An 18446-nucleotide genomic window follows, 5' to 3' on the forward strand; every position below is an offset into this window, starting at 1 on the left:
AATTATTTTCTCACCTTTTTCATGATATGAATATCTTGTGGATGTATATCCATTCCTATTGTACTGCCAACCTTAGCACTTAAAGTGTTATGAAGTATCCATATTCTATCATTTTCCCTTACTGTTATTTCGTAATGAACACCCTTAAATATTTGAGACTCTACTACCCCGTTTAACATTCCTCTTTCTTCACTTACAATTTTTATATCTTCTGGTCTAACAACAACCTCAATTTCCTCATTTTTTTGAAATCCTTCATCTACACATTTAAATTCTCTCCCTGAGAACTCTACAACAAAATCCGCTTTCATTACACCATCAACTATATTACTCTCTCCTATAAATTTAGCTACAAAAGCATTTTTAGGTTCATTATATATATCTTGTGGCGTTCCCATCTGCTGTATTTTACCTTTATCCATAACCACTATTGTATCTGACATTGTTAATGCTTCCTCCTGATCATGAGTAACATATATAAATGTAATTCCAAGTTTTTGCTGCATTCTCTTTAATTCTATTTGCATTTCTTTTCTTAGCTTTAGGTCTAAGGCTCCTAACGGTTCATCTAATAATAAAACTTTAGGTTCATTTACAAGTGCTCTAGCTATGGCTATTCTCTGCTGCTGACCTCCGCTTAATGAATCAATGGTTCTATTCTCATATCCCTCTAACTCAACTAGTTTTAACATTCTTTCAACTCTTGTTTTTATTTTATCCTTTGGAATTTTTTTTATTTTTAATCCAAAAGCTATATTCTCAAATATATTCATATGAGGAAATAAGGCATACTTCTGAAAAACAGTATTTATTTGTCTTTTGTATGCTGGAATCTCATTAATAACTTCGTTCTCGAATATAACATCACCTTTAGTAGGTTCTTCAAAACCCCCTAAAATTCTTAAAGTAGTAGTTTTTCCACACCCACTAGGTCCTAGTAGAGTTAAAAATTCATTTTTTCTTATAGAAAGATTAATATTTTTTAGAACACTTACCCCATCATATTCTTTACGTATATTTTTTAAATTAATAATATATTCTTCCATTTGCCTTCACCTCACAAAACAATATTTTAAAAATACGGTGGCGTACTTACCCATATTACTTTAGCAGCACTTTTTCCTGCATTCTCGATATAATGATTAGCTCTTGCCTTATAATAGAAACTTTCTCCTTTTTTTGCCTTATATCTTTTTTTACCCAGTACTATATATATGCTTCCTGCTAAAACAAACCCAAACTCTTCACCTTCATGTGGTTCATCTTCCTTATATCTTCCTGCAGGTTCTAAAGTTAATACTATAGGTTCCATCATATTCTTTTGAGCATTTGGTACTACCCACTCAAGTTTATATTTAAGTTCTTCATCTTCTGTTGAAAACATTTCTTCCTTTGAGAAAACTATTTTTTCTTCTTCTGTATCATTAAAAAAATCTTTAAGATTTGTACCAAGACACTCTAACAAATCTACTAAAGTAGCTATAGAAGGGGATGTAAGATCTCTCTCTACTTGTGATATAAAGCCTTTAGATAATTCACATCTGCTGGCTAATTCCATCTGTGTTAATCCTTTTTCTACTCTCAACCTCTTAATTTTTTCGCCAATATTCATAACTTCCCCTCTCTTGTTTAACTATTTACTAAACTTCAAGTTTATCATTACTAAACTTTTCCTCACTTATTATACTAATATGATATTTAAAAATCAATAATTCTTGGAAAAATTTTTTTGATAAAAAATAAATTAAAAAACCTTAAAAAAACCAATAAATAGGTTGCATAAACACATATAGGAAATAACCTTTTCTATTGAATAGAATAAAATATCTATTGAAGGAAGTGATAATATGATATATTATGTTCGACCTGGAGATAATTTAATTAAAATAGCTAAACAGTTCAATATTCCAGTAGATAAAATTATAATGGTCAACGATATTGTTAATCCGAATTATATTTTTGTTGGACAAATGCTTATTATTCCTGAAAATGAAACTAGTAGTAACCCCTATTCTATTGAAATAATCACCAGTAGAAGAATCTTAAAACTTTTGAAGAATGGCAAAGTACAAAAACAGTATCCAGTAGCTGTAGGTAAACCTTCTACTCCAACACCTAAAGGTCTCTGGAATATCATAAAAAAAGACTTGTGGGGAAATCAATTTGGTGGTTATTTTTTGCAACTCAGTGTCCCCTTCGGAACCTACGGAATCCATGGAACCAATAAACCTTGGTCTATAGGAAAAGCTGTTAGTAACGGCTGTATTAGAATGTATTCTAAAGATGCAGGAGAGCTTTACAGAACTGTACCGCTAGGTACTCCAATACTTATTTATTAAAATGTAACATTCTTTTTACCATTTTAGTTTTTAAAATACTTATAATATAAATATAAAAATAAAGGAGATTAGAACAAATGAGAAAAAAATTATATACATTAATACTCTGTTTTATTATGACAACATCTATTTTAGTTACTGGCTGTAAAAATAGCAGTATAAAAGATACTCAATCTAAAAGCAATATAAATGAAAAAGCTGCCACATCAGATATTACTTATGACACAAATTCTCCTAAAGTAACTTGTAATCTAGATATTCCTAAAATAAAATTTGATAAAGATAAAGATGGAGATGGAATTAATGACTTAGATGATATATTAGAAGGTGCTAGAAAAGATGCTGCTAACAAGCCTATATATAAAAGTGCCTACTATTCAGGAGGATATCCACCTGAAACTGAAGGTGTCTGCACGGATGTAGTTTGGAGAGCCTTTAAAAATGCAGGATATAATCTTAAAGATATGGTTGATAAAGACATAAAAGCTCATACTTCTCGTTATCCTAGAGTTGCTGGTAACCCTGACCCTAATATTGATTTTAGAAGAGTAAAAAATCTTGTACCATTCTTTAAGAAATATGCCAAAACCCTTACCAATGAAATTGTTCCTAATGACATTGAAAATTTAAAGCAATGGCAAAGAGGAGATATAGTTGTATTTCAAGATCCTATAGATCACATTGCCATTGTTTCAGATATACGAAGAGAAGATGGAATACCTTACATTATTCACAACGATGGTCCTTATACTGAAGAAGAAGATTCATTAATGTCTTGGTATAAAAATTCAAAGGTTATATATCATTTTAGATTCGAATAATTTAGCCATAAAAAATAAGCTGCATTTTACATTGCAGCTTATTTTTTATTATTTAAATATATCTTACAACCTTATATCCTTTTTGTAATATAGAATCATATTTTTCACCGTTAATAAATATATCCATATCATCATTTAAAATCTTTAAGTAAATATCGCCTTTATTTATAAATTTACTATTGATCTCTATATTTATTTGCCCTTCTTTTTCTTCTAATAAATTAATTTCACTTACTGGGAATAAATGTCCCGTTGTTCCCACTAAGTAAAAGTCTTTTTCTGTTTCTATCTTATAAAAACACTTTGTTTCATAAGGTTTTAATTTAATATTAGTATTTCCTTTCACCACAAAATCTTTTTTATTAAAATACTCTCCCTGTGGAAGTTTCATTTTTACTTGTGAACCTGTTAAGTTAGATAATACAATATATCCTTTGTCTTCTATATTAAAAGAAATTTCATAGGTATCTTTTTTATTTTTTATATAATGTATATCCGCTCTTATCTTTGGAAACATGGATTTGAAAAGTTCCATTTCATTTTCATCATATTTACTAATATCATCTGATAAAGCTAATAATCCACCAAGTAAATTATTTAGTATAAATAAAGAATACTTCTGCTCCTCATTCATTTTGTTGTCTTCTTTTTTAAGCATAAAAACATCAGGAGCATTATAAAAAACTTCTCCATTAACTCTAAATCTAGCCAAAGCACTATGAATAGAAGATACTGTTGAAACTCTTTCTCTATATTTTAAAAGTTTTTGCTTACTATTTTCCCAGTATGGAGTCACATCTGCCCCTATTCTACAGTAATCCACTTTTTTAAAAGCATTACCTAGAGGCACTCCAGATGCTAATATCAGCTTATCCCCTATAATATCATTTAAAAAATCTACAGCATCTTGCATTATAGCTCCCCTTGTTTTTCCCTTTCTCGGTATAAGAGCTGCTGCATATAAAAAGTCTAGCTTAAGCATTTCATATCCCCAAATATTTATTATTGTATGAAAAACTTTAGCAAGATACGCTCTAAATTCTAAATTATAAAAATCTAGAGCATAAAATTTTCCACTCCATTCTGAATTCCATCCAGCTGCTAGAGGTTTTCCCTTATCATCTTTAACTAGCCATTCCTTATGTTCTTTAAATATTTTAGAGTCCTTTTCACATATAAATGGAGTAAGCCAAATTCCTGGTTTATAACCAAAAGTTTTAATTTTATATGCTAGAAAGTTCATTCCGAGTGGAAACTTTTCATTTATTGAAAGCCAATCTCCTACAGCAGTTTGATATCCATCATCAATTTGAAAAACATCTAAAGGTATATTTTCTTTTTTTATATTTTCTAAATTTTCCAATACAATATCTTGACTAATTTTTGTATAATAGTTATACCAACTTGTCCATCCCGTGCACATAGAAACTGCTTCTCTATTTCCTTTAAAGAAAGAACAGTACTTTTTCCAAATTGTCTTTTCTTCGCCCTCTTCTATATAAAGCTTTAATATACTCTTTTCACCGTCTATCAAAAATCCTCTGCAGTCCTTCATAATAATTAGTTTATTATTTTTTAAATTGCCTTCAAAAATTGTATATCCTGATTTTTCATCACACGATCCTAAGAATAATATATGTTGATCCTGCTCCTTGCTATTTCTAAAATATGTGAATGTATGTGAATGGAAAACACCTTTTTGTCCTTTGTATTTATAAAATAAATAATCTCCATAAGGCTCCATTCTACCTTTTACAATAGAACTTAATGGTTTCAATTCACCATTCTTATTCATTTCCATACTTTCTGACCAACTTTGATAGCCATTCACTAACATATTTTTATTTTTTAAGTCTAAAGTATAGTCAATTAAAAAATTTTCTAAAGTTATTTCTTTTTTATTCTTTAACTTTATGTTCAATATATAACCCTTGTCCACTTTTGATACTTCCGGCATAAATTTTATGTCATCGTTTTCAATACTCTCTAAAAAATTTGAAGATATTTCTTTTAAAGTATTGTTTACATAATACGAAAGATGTATATTGTTTATTTTCATTTCCTGCACATCCTTTACCTAAATATATCCTTAATACTTAATACAGCCTTTCTACTAATAAATATTTATATTATTCTCTCAGTATACCTACTTATTTCACAAAAGTATCTCTTTCTTTTATAAAAATAAAAGCTCATACTTATATAATATTATAAATTTCATGAAAATTAAATCTATTTTACTAAAAAAAAGACAGCTTTTAGCCGTCTTTATACAATCATAGTATTTACTTTTACTCCTTCTATTGACTCTAAATCCTTTCTTAATCCTTCAATCTCATCTGCATTTGCACAGAGCTGTAAAAGAATTAGGCCTCTTTTAGAACATGAATCCTCTGATACATCATGAAGCCCTAGTCTTACTTTTATAATACAGCCATGTTTTGTTAAAATTTCTTGAACCTTTGGTGCACTTACATTTCTTGGTTCAATAGCAACTGCCATAATTGTATATTCCATACTTTTCCCTCCTTATATTAAATATTTATTCTTTTACTCTCTTCAAGCCAACTTCTAGAGATTGAAGATGAGCTCTTGAGGCATCTCTTAATCTTACTAATATTAAAATTAACTCTTGTGGTACTCCTTTTCTCCTTATAAACCTGTTATACATCGCCATATTTTCAATTTCATCCGCTATTGATATTTCAAAACTCTCTTCAATAGTTTCTGGTACTTTTAAAAATTCTCTTGATCTATCCTTCGGGATAGATAATTTATATTTCTGAAATGTAGTTTTTAGAATAGAAATATTAATATTTTTTGCCTTTGCTAGATCTATAAATGGTCTTATTTCTCCAAACTTTCTTATCATAGCCTCATATTTAGCCTTTTCCAAATACTCATTTTCTATAGCATAAGTAAGCATTTTTTCAACATTTAAATTCTCATCCTCTTTTGCTGCTGTTACTCCCCATTTTTCTTTCTGTAAAGTTTTTACTGTTGGAACTGCATTTTCATCACCTATTGGTTCTTTATCCATTTTCTTTTGGCAGCCTATTATTCCTAACATGAGAGTGCATAATAAAATACCTATGATTCCTTTAGTCACCCATTTACTCTTCATATAATCACTCCTAGTCTGATTGTCACTAGCTAATATTTTTACCAAAAAACAAAAATAAATACCCCTATTATGCTTAAATAAACATTAAAGCAAAGATTACTTTTTGGTAACTAGGGTTCAAAATATAAACTACCATACCAAAAAGTGCGTACTTCACAATATATTGACTATATTTTAGAATAATACTTGTCCTCTGGAAAACAACTGAGGAAGCAATGAAACGATAAATTAAAAGATATATTGTTTAAAATCAAAATATAAAAAATATTAAAACTTAGGAGGAATTAAGATGGCAAGATTCACAATACCAAGAGATGTATACTTTGGACAAGGTACAGTTGAAGAATTAAAAAACTTAAAAGGTAAAAGAGCCGCGATTGTAATAGGTGGAAGCGCTGTAAAGAAAAATGGTGCTTTAGAAAAAGTTGAACAATACTTAAGAGAAGCAGGAATGGAAACTACTTTAATAGAGGGAGTAGAAGCTGATCCATCTGTAAAAACAGTAATGAGAGGCGTAGAAATTATGAATCAATTTAAACCAGATTGGATAATCGGTTTAGGTGGAGGCTCTCCAATGGATGCTGCAAAAGCAATGTGGATTTTCTATGAATATCCAGAATTCACATTTGAAGAAGCTGCAAAACCATTTAACTTACCAGAGTTAAGACAAAAATCAAAATATGCAGCAATCCCAACAACAAGCGGAACAGGAAGTGAGGTAACATCATTTGCAGTAATCACTGATAATGAAACTGGAGTTAAATATCCAATAGCTGACTTTAATATTACACCTGATATTGCAATTGTTGACACAGATTTAGCTCAATCAATGCCAGCTAAATTAGTTGCACACACTGGTATGGATGCATTAACTCACTCTTTAGAGGCTTATGTATCAACTATGAGTAACGAATTAACTGATGCTTTAGCTATGAAATCAATCGAAATGATTCAAGATTACTTAGTAGAATCTTTCAAAGGTGATAAAAATTCTAGAGCTAAAATGCATATTTCTCAATGCTTAGCTGGTATGTCATTCTCAAATGCTATATTAGGAATTGTACACAGCATGTCACACAAAACTGGTAAAATATTCGCAGTACCACACGGATGTGCAAATGCAATCTATTTACCAATTGCAATTGAGTTTAATGCAGAAAAAGCTGGAGATAAATATGCAGATGTAGCTAAGAGATTAGGTTTACAAGGATCTAATGAAAAAGAATTAGTTGAATCTCTTGTTAAATTTGTTAGAGATTTAAATAAAGCTATGAACATACCATCTTCATTAAAAGAGTTTGGTTTAGCTGAAGAGAAATTCTTAGCTAACTTAGATGATATTTCTAAGAATGCTGTAGCAGATCCATGTACAGGTACAAACCCAAGAGAAATATCTCCTGAACAAATGAAAGAGTTATTCAATAAAGCTTATTATGGAGCTTAATATATAAACCCATTATAAATAAAAAAGGTTGGATTAGTCGTCCAACCTTTTTATTTATAATGTTTTTCTATGTTCTATATATTCTTTTCCCCATTTATCTAATTCTTTAAATATAGGAATTAACTTGTTACCCATTTCAGTTAATGAATATTCTACTACTGGAGGAACTTCTGGATAAATAGTTCTTTCAACTATACCGTATTTTTCAAGAGTTCTTAGTTGCTGTGTTAGCATTTTTTGAGTAACTCCTGATAGAGATCTTTTTAATTCCCCAAATCTTTTAGTACCTTCAGTACCCAGAGTCCATAATATTAAAGCATTCCATTTTCCTGATATAATTTCAAGGGCAACTTCTATTTCACATCTATAATTGCTACAGCTTATTTTATTAATTCTATCTTCTGGCAAAAAATCACTCCTTTAATTTTATAGTTACTTTTTATATACTGCGGTTCTATAAGTATACCATAATACTAAAAAGTGCGTACTTCACAGATTAAGAGCTATATATTAAAATAATTATTGTTCATTAGGAAATCAATTAATAAAAATTTAATAATAGATTTAAAATATATATGTGATTTTAGATTATTTACTAAAGATGAGGTGAGAAATTATGCAAGAAAAAATAAATAAAGAAGAAATTATAAAAAAAGCAGAAAGATGTCTTCAATGTAAAAATCCTAGATGTATACAGGGGTGCCCTATTAGTACATCAGTACCAGAGTTTATAAATTTATTATTACAAGGGCAAGAAAAGAAAGCAGGAGAAATGTTATTTAAAAATAATCCCCTTTCTGTTGTATGTTCTTTAGTTTGCCCTCATGAGAGACAGTGCCAAGGTAATTGTGTCTTAGGGATAAAAGGAGACGCAGTAGATATTGGAACTATAGAACAGTACCTTTCAAATAATTATTTAAACGAAAAGGTATGTAAAAAAGAAGATGAGCATATAGGAAAAATTGCTATTGTAGGTTCTGGTCCAGCCGGTATAAGCATCGCCTTCATATTAGCTATTAAAGGATATGATATTACACTGTTTGAATCTCATGATAAAATCGGTGGAGTTCTTAGATACGGTATACCAGAGTTTAGATTACCAAAAGAAATATTGGATAGATTAAAAAATAAATTAGTGGAACTTGGTGTTAAAATAAGACCTAATACTTTAATAGGATCAGTTATTACCATTGATGATTTATTTAGAGATAAATATGATGCCGTATTTATCGGTACAGGGGTATGGCAACCCAAAAAACTGAATATACCTGGAGAGAGTTTAGGTCATGTACACTATGCAATAGATTACTTGAAAAATCCACAAGTATATGAACTCGGAAATAGAGTATGTGTAATTGGTGCTGGTAATGTTGCTATGGATGTTGCTAGAACAGCAGTAAGAAAAGGTGCAAACGAAGTTTACATTATGTATAGAAAAGGAAGAGAAAACGTATCGGCAACCAATCATGAAATAGAAAGTGCTTTAGAAGAAGGTGTAAAATTTGAATTTTATAAAACGCCTGTAGAGATTGTTGATGACGGGGTCAAGTACCTAAAAACTCAAAAGATAGAAGATAAAGACAAAAATATAAAGTTTGTTACTATAAATAATAGTGAAGATATTTTAAAAGCTGATTCTATAATAATAGCAGTAAGTCAAGGCCCTAAAAGCAATATAGTCTCTAAAACTAAAGATATTAAAACTAATATATCAGGACTTCTTATAACAGATGAATGTGGAAGAACAACAAAAGAAGGTGTATTTGCATCAGGAGATGTAGTAACAGGTGCAAAAACAGTAGTAGAAGCAGTTAATCATTCAAAAAAAGTTGCAGAAGCCATACATATATTTGTTAATAAAAAGAGCTTAACACCAAATTAGTGTCCTCCCTTTAATATCAATGATTTGCTTGATTTTGGCGAATGTAATATTTCATATAAAAGTTTACATTCATTTGTTGCACAATATTTTGCTGTTACGACTTAACTACTTCCTTGATTAAGTGATTTTTACACTGTTATTTAAGAATATTCCGTTATAAAAATACCGTAAAATTCAATTCTGAATAATACGGTATTTTATTATGATTTAGGACAAAAATTCCAAAACTAAATTTCTAAACTCTTCTTTGTTACTAAACATAGCAGGATGATTTCCATTTTCAAAAATAACCAATTTAGAATTTTTCATTTTTAAATTAATAGCTTTTAATGTACTTTGGACATTAGGTATTAAATCATCTTTCGAGCTTCCTGTAATTAAAACATTATTTTCTATGTTACTAAGTTCATAATTGAAAAAATTACCTATGTTTCTTGAAAAATCTATAATTAAGTTTGTATTTTGGTCAATAACATTTTTCCAATCAAAGCCATGCATTATAAACCAAAATAATTTAGACCCTAACTTGTTTTTTGCTATTTTTCTATCATCTACAATTTTTTTTGCAAACTCATAAGATAAATTTTCTCCCATAAAACTATCTACAATTATTCTATTAAATAAATTAGGTTGTTTCAATACAGCATTTAAAGCAACAATAGCCCCGCCACTTGTACCTAACAGGTTAACATCGCTAATACCAATGTGCTTACATAATTCAATAATTAAAGTAGAATTAAAATGCCAATAATTTAAGGGTAATTTATCTACTCTCTGAGATTTCCCTTGACCTACCAAATCTAATAAAATTACTTTAAAGTTTTTAGAATAGAATTTTAATTCTGGTATAAACATTTTTGAGGAAGCTGTATCTCCGTGTATAATAACTAAAGGTCTCCCTTCACCAGATACTCTATAATATATATTAATATTTTCATACTTAAAATAAGACATTTTTAACCTCCCAATAACAAACATTGTAAAATTTTTTAATAAATATTTGTTTTATATAATCTACATGGGAGAGTTAGTAGTTACTCTTACATATAGACTATTTTAGTTTATTAAAAATTCCCATTATGATACCTCCTTGTAGCTTGTTAATTCGCATTATATTACACTTTTGTCATAACTAATTGTACCATATTTACTACACACTTTCTTTAAATTGTTCAACAACAATTCATATGCAATTATACCATATTAAACCTTTTATTCATAAAAACACTATACTCTTAATTAAACTCTATACACTAAACATACATTTAGTAAAGTAAAAAGCTCCCCAACTGTTGCAACTCATATATCATACTTATCACTTCATAATTTTAGCATTATATATTAAAATAAAATGTAATTATTATAATTTTAAAATTTAAAACAAAGGAGATACCTATAATGATTACAGAAAATGAACAGAATGTATATGACATTTTAGATAAATTAGAAATTCCATATATTAGACATGAGCATATCCCAATTTTCACTATTGAAGAAGCAAATAAACTTGATATAAATATATCTGGACAGCATTGTAAAAATCTTTTTATTCGCAATAGAAAAGGTGATAAACATTATCTTGTTATTTTAGTAGAATCAAAAAAAGTAGATTTAAGAAGCTTATCTACCCAAATAAGTAGTACAAATTTAAGTTTTGCTTCTGAACAAAGATTATATAAATGTTTAGCTCTCAAGCCTGGTTCAGTTACTCCTTTTGGGTTAATAAATGATAGTGAAAAACATGTAGAAGTTTTAATAGATAAAGATTTACTTCATTCAAACACTATTAGTTTTCACCCCAATGTAAATACAGCAACCATCACTATATCTTATAAAAATTTTGAAAAATTCCTTAACTGGTGTGAAAATAAGATTTCTTATGTTCAAATCTAAAATTAAATTTTATAACATTCTTTTTTAAGTATAAAGTCATCACAATATCTTACTACTTTTTTTTTACAAAAGCATCAGCTTTTTTATTTCCAATAGAAAGAGTTAAAAGATGTTTATTAATAGTACCAAAACGCATTCCAAACCATATATTGTAAACAGAGTAATATTAATCTGGAGGTATATATTGTATAGTGATATGTGGAGAGATATGGTAGAATTATGGAGGCCTAATAAAATGGTTTTAGCACATGCTATGTGGACTCATGGACATAGTATACAGATAGAATATCCGGAACGCATTGCTTCAATTAAGCGAGCAGGATTTTATGCTCAAATTAAAGGTAAGCCGGGTACAAGAAACTGGTTTCATTTCGCAATACCTACACCAGTAATTGTAAACAGTAAGAGACTCCAAGTAGGATCAGTGTTAATTAGATTTAAAACAGGTTCTACGGATACTTCTATTAATTCAGTGCATATATATGATGGTGAAAGAAAAATTGCTTCATTTGATAACCTTGATTTATCTCCTAGACAGTTTGAAACGAGACGATTTAAAATACCTGGTAATCCAAAAATAAAATTTGGTCTTGGAATCTCAATTGGTGTTGGTTTTGGCGTTGAGTCAATGTCTCATAGTATGGAATTTAGTTCCGCTGGATGTGATTTTTTAGATACTTTCATAGTATATCCTAAATTAGAATAATGAAAAATATTTAATTTATATAAGTAGAAATGTGTTTTATAAATAATTTCATACTTTTAAAAAATCCTACTCAATTCTGCGACAAGATGCCGTATAGAATTGGATAGGATTTTCTTAAATAAACCAATTTCTATTACATAAAATTATTTTCAAAAACATTTTCCTTATAATACTCTGAAAGTATTTCTTTCTCTCCATTTGTCAATGATATAACCCCATTTTCCTTATCTATATATTCAGCTGCTGATATATTTAAAAGCTCAGCCATTTCTTCTACTTTTTCTCCATTTTCAAGTCTTATACTTTTTAGATTGGTTTTCACATTATCACCTCTTGACTTGTTTTATTATATTAATATTATTAGTACTCCTTGGCCAAACTATACTAAAATTAAAATCAAAATAATCACCATTTCAGTCTATATATGAAATGGTGATTTAAATATTAAATAATATGTATTTTATATATTTATTTGTACTTTTTGCTTAACTCTTTCTGTTATAGTGAGAACTAACACAGAGAAAATTATTAATATAGTACCAATTACTATAGAAAAAGTTATTTCTTCCTTTAAAATTATTATTCCTAATATTACACTAACAATGGGTTCAAAAGTACTTAATATGGAAGCATTAGAAGAACCAATTATTTTAATTCCTTTCATAAAAGCTACAAGTGCTAGTAATGTTGAAATAATAGCTATACACAAACTATCTATAGCTATATAATAAGAAATTTCTAATTTAATACCTACTGTAAATTCTCCAAATATAAAAATACATATTGCTGATATTAGAGTTACATAAAAGGTACTTACTAACACATTCATTTCTTTAACTTCTCCTTTATCAACCCCAATAATATATATTGAATAAAAAACTCCAGAAATAATTGCAAGAAATACTCCTTTGGGATTAATTTGAATATTTTTAGTATATATTAAACAATAAACTCCTACAACTGAAAATATAAGCGAAAGAATTTTACCTAAATGTATTTTTTCTTTATAAATCAAAACCATCAAAATCGTAACAACAGCTGGATATACAAAATGTAACGTTGTAGCTAGTCCTGAAGATACATAATTGTAAGATAAAAAAAGACAAATGGTTGTACTTGCATATCCTATAACACCTAAAAATAGTAAACTGAAAAATTGTTTTTTATTTATTTTAAAATCTACTTTTTTTATAAAAAAATATAACAATAATATAATAGCTGTAATTAAAACTCTAAAAAATAATACAGTCATAGAATTTGTTCCTCTACTACAAGCATCTTTCGTCCAGATTGGCGTTAATCCAAAAGCAGCAGAAGATAGCATTGAATAAATAATTCCATGTATTTTTTTCATATTTCATTTCCTCTTTTACATTAATAAAAAATTCCAAATAATATTATACTATATTATTTGGAATAAGTGTCAATTTTTTATTATTTTTTCAATCTATTTACATATATTCTTACAATATCTTTTTTTGTAACTTTATCTGGATGATTTTTTAATTTAGCTGCATTATTTATTATGGTTTCTGAATACTTATCTATTTCTTCTTCATTGATTAAAATATCCTTATCCATAATTGCTTTTATAAATTCTTCAAGTTCTTCAAGATTGTTTAGTTTCATACATTCTAATATTTTATTTACCTTTTTCTTATCACTGCACATTTCTAAATATGATTTAAGTAAAAGTCCATTGGCTTTTCCATGTGGAACTCCTTTGAAATATGTTAATGAATATCCCATTCCATGTGGAAGAGAAGTACCTGTTTGAGCAATTACTATCCCACCTAGTGTTGAAATAAGAAGAAGTTTTTCACGAATTTCATAAGTAAATTCTCTCTTTTTAAGTGCTTCCATACATTCTCCAAACAAGCTAACTCCCTTTTCTGCAGCAGCATCACTTAAAACATTTGCCTTTGTTGTTAAATATCCCTCTACTAAGTGAGATAATGCATCTACAGCTGTATTTATAGTAACACTATCTGGAGTTGTCATTAAATATTTAGAATCTAAAAGAGCAACTTTTGGAAAAATCTTTTGTGAAAAATTTCTTTTAGTTTTAACTCTATGGTCTGTAAAAATTGCATATGGCGTTACTTCTGTTCCTGTTCCTGCTGTAGTAGGTATAGCTATTATAGGAATAGATTCTAACTTCTGCTCAGAAAATAAATCTTCTACAGAGGCATTTTCATTTTTTATTAATATTCCTATACCCTTTGCTGAATCAATAGGAGAACCACCACCAATTCCTATTATAAAATCTACACCTTCCATCTTTCCTTTGTCAGCAGCTTTTTCCACTGTTTCTAAAGAAGGATTTTCTTCTATTTCATTAAAAATACAATAATCTATGTTTTTCTCTTTCAAAATATTTATTACGTCATCTAATGAACCATTTCTTTTAGAAGAATTTCTACCTGTTATAATAAAAGCTTTTTTACCGTAATTTGTAAATAAATCAGCCTTTTCATTTATTATATTTTTTCCATAAAAAACTTCTGTGGACATAAAATATCTGAAGTCCTTCATAATTTATCATCTCCTTTTAATATCTCATATATATGCATTATCTACCATTATAACTTATAATCTTTTAGCTGTGCAAAGCTAAAGAATAAGCATTATCATTTATACATATGTTTACATATATTGAATACATGTATACTTAATGTTTGACAAACACAAATTATGTCATATTAACAATAAGGAGTTGACTGCTGTGCTCATAAATTATGCACATAGAGGTGCAAGTGCCTACTATCCTGAAAACACTATGCTAGCTTTTGAAAAAGCCTTAAAACTCGGAGCTACTGGAATTGAAACAGATGTACAAATGACTAAAGATGGAATACCAATATTAATGCATAATGAACTAGTTAATAGGACGACTAACGGAAGAGGCCTTGTTAAAAATTACACCTATAAAGAAATTAGAAAATTAGATGCTGGTTCGTGGTTTAGAAAAGATTTCAAAGGACTTAAAGTACCTTCTCTTGAAGAACTTATGGAATTTTTAAAATGTAAAAATATAAAATTAAACATTGAGTTAAAAAATAATATAGTTCTATATGAAGGAATTGAAAAAAAGGTACTAGATATGGTGTATAAATATAACATGCAGAATAGAGTAATAATATCCAGCTTTAATCACTATACTCTTGAAAAATGCAAAGAAATTTCTCAAGAAATAAAAATTGGACTTTTGTACGTTTCAGGTTTATATGAACCTGAGAAATACGCAAAACGCTTAAAAGGCGAAGCTCTTCATCCTTACTTTTATTCTCTTATGCTCCCTGGAATAATTGAGGAAATACAGGAAGCTGGTATTATGATAAATACTTATACCGTTGATGAAAAAAAATATATGAGATTCTTCGTGGATAAAGGTGTAGATGGGATAATCACAAATTATCCAGATAAGCTAAATAAGGTTTTGGAGTACCATAATGAAAAAAGAAAACTATATTAAGACCTTTTTATTAGGCTTTGGTTTTTTTTCTATTAGTGTAACTTGGTCTATATATAATTCATTTATTCCCAAGATATTAAGTAACTATTTAAACAGTGCTGCTATAATAGGCTTCATAATGACTATTGATAACTATTTTGCTCTATTTATACAACCTGCTGTAGGACGTCTTAGTGATAGTATAGATACAAGATTTGGACGAAGAATGCCTTTTATAATGATTGGAATGCCCTTAGCAGCTGTATTTTTATTTGTATTACCCAACTATAAAAATCTTGGAATGCTTATAGCCTTTCTTATATTAATGAATCTTTCTATGAGCATATTCAGATCGCCAGTTATAGCTCTTATGCCTGATTTAACTCCTACTAAACATAGAAGTAAAGCAAATAGTATAATAAACTTTATGGGTGGAATAGGTGCTATAACCGCATATTGTTTTGGTTCAATGCTTTGGGACAAAGGTAATCAATATCCTTTTTATATGGCTGGTATTTTAATGCTAGTTTCTCTTTTAATTTTGTTTCTATTTATAAAAGAAAAAAGAGATGCTTTAAACTATACAAATAATAAAGAAGTTAAGAAAAAGAAAAGTTTAATTGGAATAAAATGTTTAAAACAAAAAAATACTCTATTTTTATTAATTGCAATCTCCAGCTTGTTTATAGCTTATCAAGGGGTAGAAGCATTTTTCACAATCTATGGTGAAAAATTTCTTAATATATCTGTAAAATCAACAGTTTTTTCTTTTACTTTCATATCATTATCATTTTTAATTTTTGCAATTCCTGCTGGAATAATCGGAACTAAGTTTGGAAAAAAGAAAACAATAAGCATGGGAATTTTAGGGCTCATTATATGCTTTACTTCATTAACTTTTATAAGAAATATTAACTTGATAAGAGTTGTATTTATTATTTGCGGAATGTTTTGGGCTTTTATAAATATAAATTCTTATCCCTTGGTTATTGATATGGCACCTAAAGGTGAAGTTGGAACCTATACAGGATTGTACTATATGTTTTGTTCACTTGCTTCTATCATATCGCCACCTTTATTAGGCTCTATCATAGATTTAATTGGATATAAATACATGTTTGTATATGGTTCAGTATTCTTTTTTATATCTTTTATTTTAATAAGAAAAGTCAAAATATAAAAAAGTTTACAAGTTGTAAACTCTCACTAAAATTTAATTGCTTTGCTGAGTCTAGTATCATTTATACTAAAATCAGCAAAGCATATTAATTTCTTAACTATAAATTAAATTACCAATCATATTTAACAGGTGTACCAACTTCTCTATTGAAATGAAAAAAAGCTATAAGCATTCTTGCTGACTCACTGTCAATCTCTTGTGCAAGATTCATTTCTTTAGAAACTCTTTTGTATTCTATTAATAATCTATCTTCTGCAAGACTAGGAAAAGTTGCTCCCATACCTGATGTCATATTTAGCTCTTCATAAGGAAGAACTCTAACAAATAATAAAGTATCTGTATCTCCTGTTTGACTAAAATTCATATCTGTTAATCTAACATTCTTAACTCTATTAAATGCATCTTTTAAGAAAACTAAATTTTTAGAAGGAGAAATATTTACTACTCTAAACAAAGACATATATGAATTTTCTAATGCTTTAAGCATTGCCTCTTCCAATTCATTTTCTGCCCCTACATTTTCTCTATATAATTGAACTATAGATTTTCCATTAACCTTATATTCATTAATTACAAAATCAAGTAAAAACAACATTTCACTTTCTGCCTTAGGTGCTATATTACCCTTAGAATCCAGCATACCTAATATTCTAGCAGAATTTAGAACAACCTGTTCATCTATACTTGAATTTACATAATTCATTATTTTTGTAGCTATAAACATTCTTTCATGCTCTCTATAAGCCTTATATCTTTCTAAATTATCCATAAAAAGCTCCCCTTTATCTTATATATATCCTGATATTTATAATACATTATAACATCAATATATTAATTTTCTTAACTTTCTTATTATTTTTTAAAGCTGTTAGGAGTAATCGCCCCCATTGAAACTATTGCTTTTATTGCTTCATCTACTGATATATCCAAGAATTCTACATTTTCAGTATCCACATATATTAAAAACCCATTAGTTGGATTAGGCGTAGTAGGAATAAACACAGCTATCTTTTCCTTATCTGACATCTTAATTTCATTGTTAGTAACAAAGCCTATACTTTTCATTCCCTTGCTTGGGAAATCTATTGAAACAACCTTACTAAATTTTTGACCATCATTACTCGAAAACATCTTACTAACTTCTTTAACAGCAGAATAAATACTTTGAGCTACTGGTATTCTTGAAACTGTTTTTTCAATAAATGAAAACAACTTTTGACCTAAATAATATTTAGTAATAAAACCTACTAAAAGAATAAATACAACAGTAGTTAAAAACCCAACACCTACTACTCTTTTACCGTAAAAGAATTCCACAATACCTGCTGAAAACGAATCTATAATCATAAATAATTGATACAATATGAATATTGTTAAACCTATAGGCAAAATAGCTGTTATTCCAGCTAAAAATACATTCAATATTTTTTTCATAATTTTCCCCTTCTTCAATATATTAGTTAATATCATTTCCATTTTACAAATATATAATACTATTTTATTATAGCTTGTCAATAAATCGAATATTATCACATACATTATAGTTATAATTACTGTAACGCAAACTTATATTTAAAGTGAGAAAAAACAATACACAAATAGA

Annotated in this window: 20 protein-coding genes; 8 read left to right on the forward strand and 12 right to left on the reverse strand. The window is 28.4% G+C overall.

Annotated elements, in window-relative coordinates:
* Positions 1-2: 2 nt before the first annotated feature.
* Positions 3-1046: a spermidine/putrescine ABC transporter ATP-binding protein gene (gene potA / locus OXH55_RS12360; protein ID WP_268050287.1), complete on the reverse strand. Its 1044-nt coding sequence runs from the start codon at positions 1044-1046 to the stop codon at positions 3-5.
* A gap of 26 nt (positions 1047-1072) precedes the next feature.
* Positions 1073-1612, reverse strand: a complete 540-nt coding sequence (locus OXH55_RS12365; RefSeq protein WP_268050288.1) for a helix-turn-helix domain-containing protein — start codon at positions 1610-1612, stop codon at positions 1073-1075.
* A 235-nt stretch (positions 1613-1847) separates the two neighbouring features.
* Here OXH55_RS12365 and OXH55_RS12370 point away from each other — a divergent pair, with 235 nt between their 5' ends.
* Together OXH55_RS12370 and OXH55_RS12375 are read left to right on the forward strand one after the other, a co-directional pair.
* A complete protein-coding gene (locus OXH55_RS12370; RefSeq protein ID WP_268050289.1) occupies positions 1848-2339 on the forward strand; it encodes a L,D-transpeptidase family protein in 492 nt (163 codons plus the stop codon).
* A gap of 77 nt (positions 2340-2416) precedes the next feature.
* Complete coding sequence (locus tag OXH55_RS12375) at positions 2417-3160, forward strand: DUF1287 domain-containing protein (protein ID WP_268050290.1); 744 nt, start codon at positions 2417-2419, stop codon at positions 3158-3160.
* A gap of 52 nt (positions 3161-3212) precedes the next feature.
* Here the strand turns inward: OXH55_RS12375 and OXH55_RS12380 are convergent, their stop codons facing one another.
* The 3 genes from OXH55_RS12380 to OXH55_RS12390 form a co-directional block, all read right to left on the reverse strand.
* On the reverse strand, positions 3213-5219 hold the full coding sequence (locus tag OXH55_RS12380) for a glycoside hydrolase family 36 protein (protein ID WP_268050291.1): 2007 nt from the start codon (positions 5217-5219) through the stop codon (positions 3213-3215).
* Between the two features lie 209 nt (positions 5220-5428).
* A complete protein-coding gene (locus OXH55_RS12385) occupies positions 5429-5677 on the reverse strand; it encodes a CPF_0552 family protein (RefSeq protein ID WP_268050292.1) in 249 nt (82 codons plus the stop codon).
* A gap of 25 nt (positions 5678-5702) precedes the next feature.
* On the reverse strand, positions 5703-6284 hold the full coding sequence (locus tag OXH55_RS12390) for a ferritin family protein (protein ID WP_268050293.1): 582 nt from the start codon (positions 6282-6284) through the stop codon (positions 5703-5705).
* 289 nt (positions 6285-6573) lie between these two features.
* Between OXH55_RS12390 and OXH55_RS12395 the strand changes: the two genes are divergently transcribed.
* Complete coding sequence (locus OXH55_RS12395) at positions 6574-7728, forward strand: iron-containing alcohol dehydrogenase (RefSeq protein WP_268050294.1); 1155 nt, start codon at positions 6574-6576, stop codon at positions 7726-7728.
* 54 nt (positions 7729-7782) lie between these two features.
* Here OXH55_RS12395 and OXH55_RS12400 read toward each other — a convergent pair whose 3' ends face one another.
* Positions 7783-8136, reverse strand: coding sequence for a winged helix-turn-helix transcriptional regulator (locus OXH55_RS12400; protein ID WP_272509059.1), 354 nt, complete (start codon positions 8134-8136; stop codon positions 7783-7785).
* 208 nt (positions 8137-8344) lie between these two features.
* On the opposite strand from OXH55_RS12400, the gene OXH55_RS12405 reads away from it, so the two are divergent.
* Positions 8345-9610: an NAD(P)-dependent oxidoreductase gene (locus OXH55_RS12405; RefSeq protein WP_268050295.1), complete on the forward strand. Its 1266-nt coding sequence runs from the start codon at positions 8345-8347 to the stop codon at positions 9608-9610.
* A 207-nt stretch (positions 9611-9817) separates the two neighbouring features.
* On the opposite strand, the gene OXH55_RS12410 is transcribed toward OXH55_RS12405, so the two are convergent.
* Complete coding sequence (locus OXH55_RS12410) at positions 9818-10564, reverse strand: alpha/beta fold hydrolase (protein WP_268050296.1); 747 nt, start codon at positions 10562-10564, stop codon at positions 9818-9820.
* 447 nt (positions 10565-11011) lie between these two features.
* Here OXH55_RS12410 and OXH55_RS12415 point away from each other — a divergent pair, with 447 nt between their 5' ends.
* On the forward strand, positions 11012-11503 hold the full coding sequence (locus OXH55_RS12415; protein ID WP_268050506.1) for a prolyl-tRNA synthetase associated domain-containing protein: 492 nt from the start codon (positions 11012-11014) through the stop codon (positions 11501-11503).
* A gap of 184 nt (positions 11504-11687) precedes the next feature.
* Entirely contained in the window at positions 11688-12209 is a 522-nt protein-coding gene (locus OXH55_RS12420) for a DUF6623 family protein (RefSeq protein WP_268050297.1), read from the forward strand.
* Positions 12210-12342: 133 nt separating this feature from the next.
* Here OXH55_RS12420 and OXH55_RS12425 read toward each other — a convergent pair whose 3' ends face one another.
* The 3 genes from OXH55_RS12425 to OXH55_RS12435 form a co-directional block, all read right to left on the reverse strand.
* Entirely contained in the window at positions 12343-12531 is a 189-nt protein-coding gene (locus OXH55_RS12425; RefSeq protein WP_268050298.1) for a hypothetical protein, read from the reverse strand.
* 138 nt (positions 12532-12669) lie between these two features.
* Positions 12670-13563, reverse strand: a complete 894-nt coding sequence (locus tag OXH55_RS12430) for a DMT family transporter (RefSeq protein ID WP_268050299.1) — start codon at positions 13561-13563, stop codon at positions 12670-12672.
* 80 nt (positions 13564-13643) lie between these two features.
* Positions 13644-14744 carry an iron-containing alcohol dehydrogenase family protein gene (locus OXH55_RS12435; protein ID WP_268050300.1) on the reverse strand — a complete coding sequence of 367 codons (1101 nt, stop codon included), beginning with the start codon at positions 14742-14744 and terminating at the stop codon, positions 13644-13646.
* A 190-nt stretch (positions 14745-14934) separates the two neighbouring features.
* Between OXH55_RS12435 and OXH55_RS12440 the strand changes: the two genes are divergently transcribed.
* Both OXH55_RS12440 and OXH55_RS12445 read left to right on the forward strand, forming a co-directional pair.
* Positions 14935-15684, forward strand: coding sequence for a glycerophosphodiester phosphodiesterase (locus OXH55_RS12440; RefSeq protein WP_268050301.1), 750 nt, complete (start codon positions 14935-14937; stop codon positions 15682-15684).
* Positions 15662-16843 carry an SLC45 family MFS transporter gene (locus OXH55_RS12445; RefSeq protein ID WP_268050302.1) on the forward strand — a complete coding sequence of 394 codons (1182 nt, stop codon included), beginning with the start codon at positions 15662-15664 and terminating at the stop codon, positions 16841-16843. Before OXH55_RS12440 ends, OXH55_RS12445 begins: the two co-directional genes overlap by 23 nt.
* 109 nt (positions 16844-16952) lie before the next feature.
* Here OXH55_RS12445 and OXH55_RS12450 read toward each other — a convergent pair whose 3' ends face one another.
* Together OXH55_RS12450 and OXH55_RS12455 are read right to left on the reverse strand one after the other, a co-directional pair.
* Positions 16953-17612 carry a DUF7986 domain-containing protein gene (locus OXH55_RS12450; RefSeq protein WP_268050303.1) on the reverse strand — a complete coding sequence of 220 codons (660 nt, stop codon included), beginning with the start codon at positions 17610-17612 and terminating at the stop codon, positions 16953-16955.
* An 83-nt stretch (positions 17613-17695) separates the two neighbouring features.
* The gene (locus OXH55_RS12455; RefSeq protein ID WP_268050304.1) at positions 17696-18277 is read right to left on the reverse strand and encodes a DUF502 domain-containing protein; all 582 of its coding nucleotides are present in this window, start codon (positions 18275-18277) and stop codon (positions 17696-17698) included.
* Positions 18278-18446: the final 169 nt, after the last annotated feature.

Source organism: Clostridium ganghwense (assembly GCF_026735165.1).
Taxonomy (GTDB): domain Bacteria; phylum Bacillota; class Clostridia; order Clostridiales; family Clostridiaceae; genus Clostridium_H; species Clostridium_H ganghwense.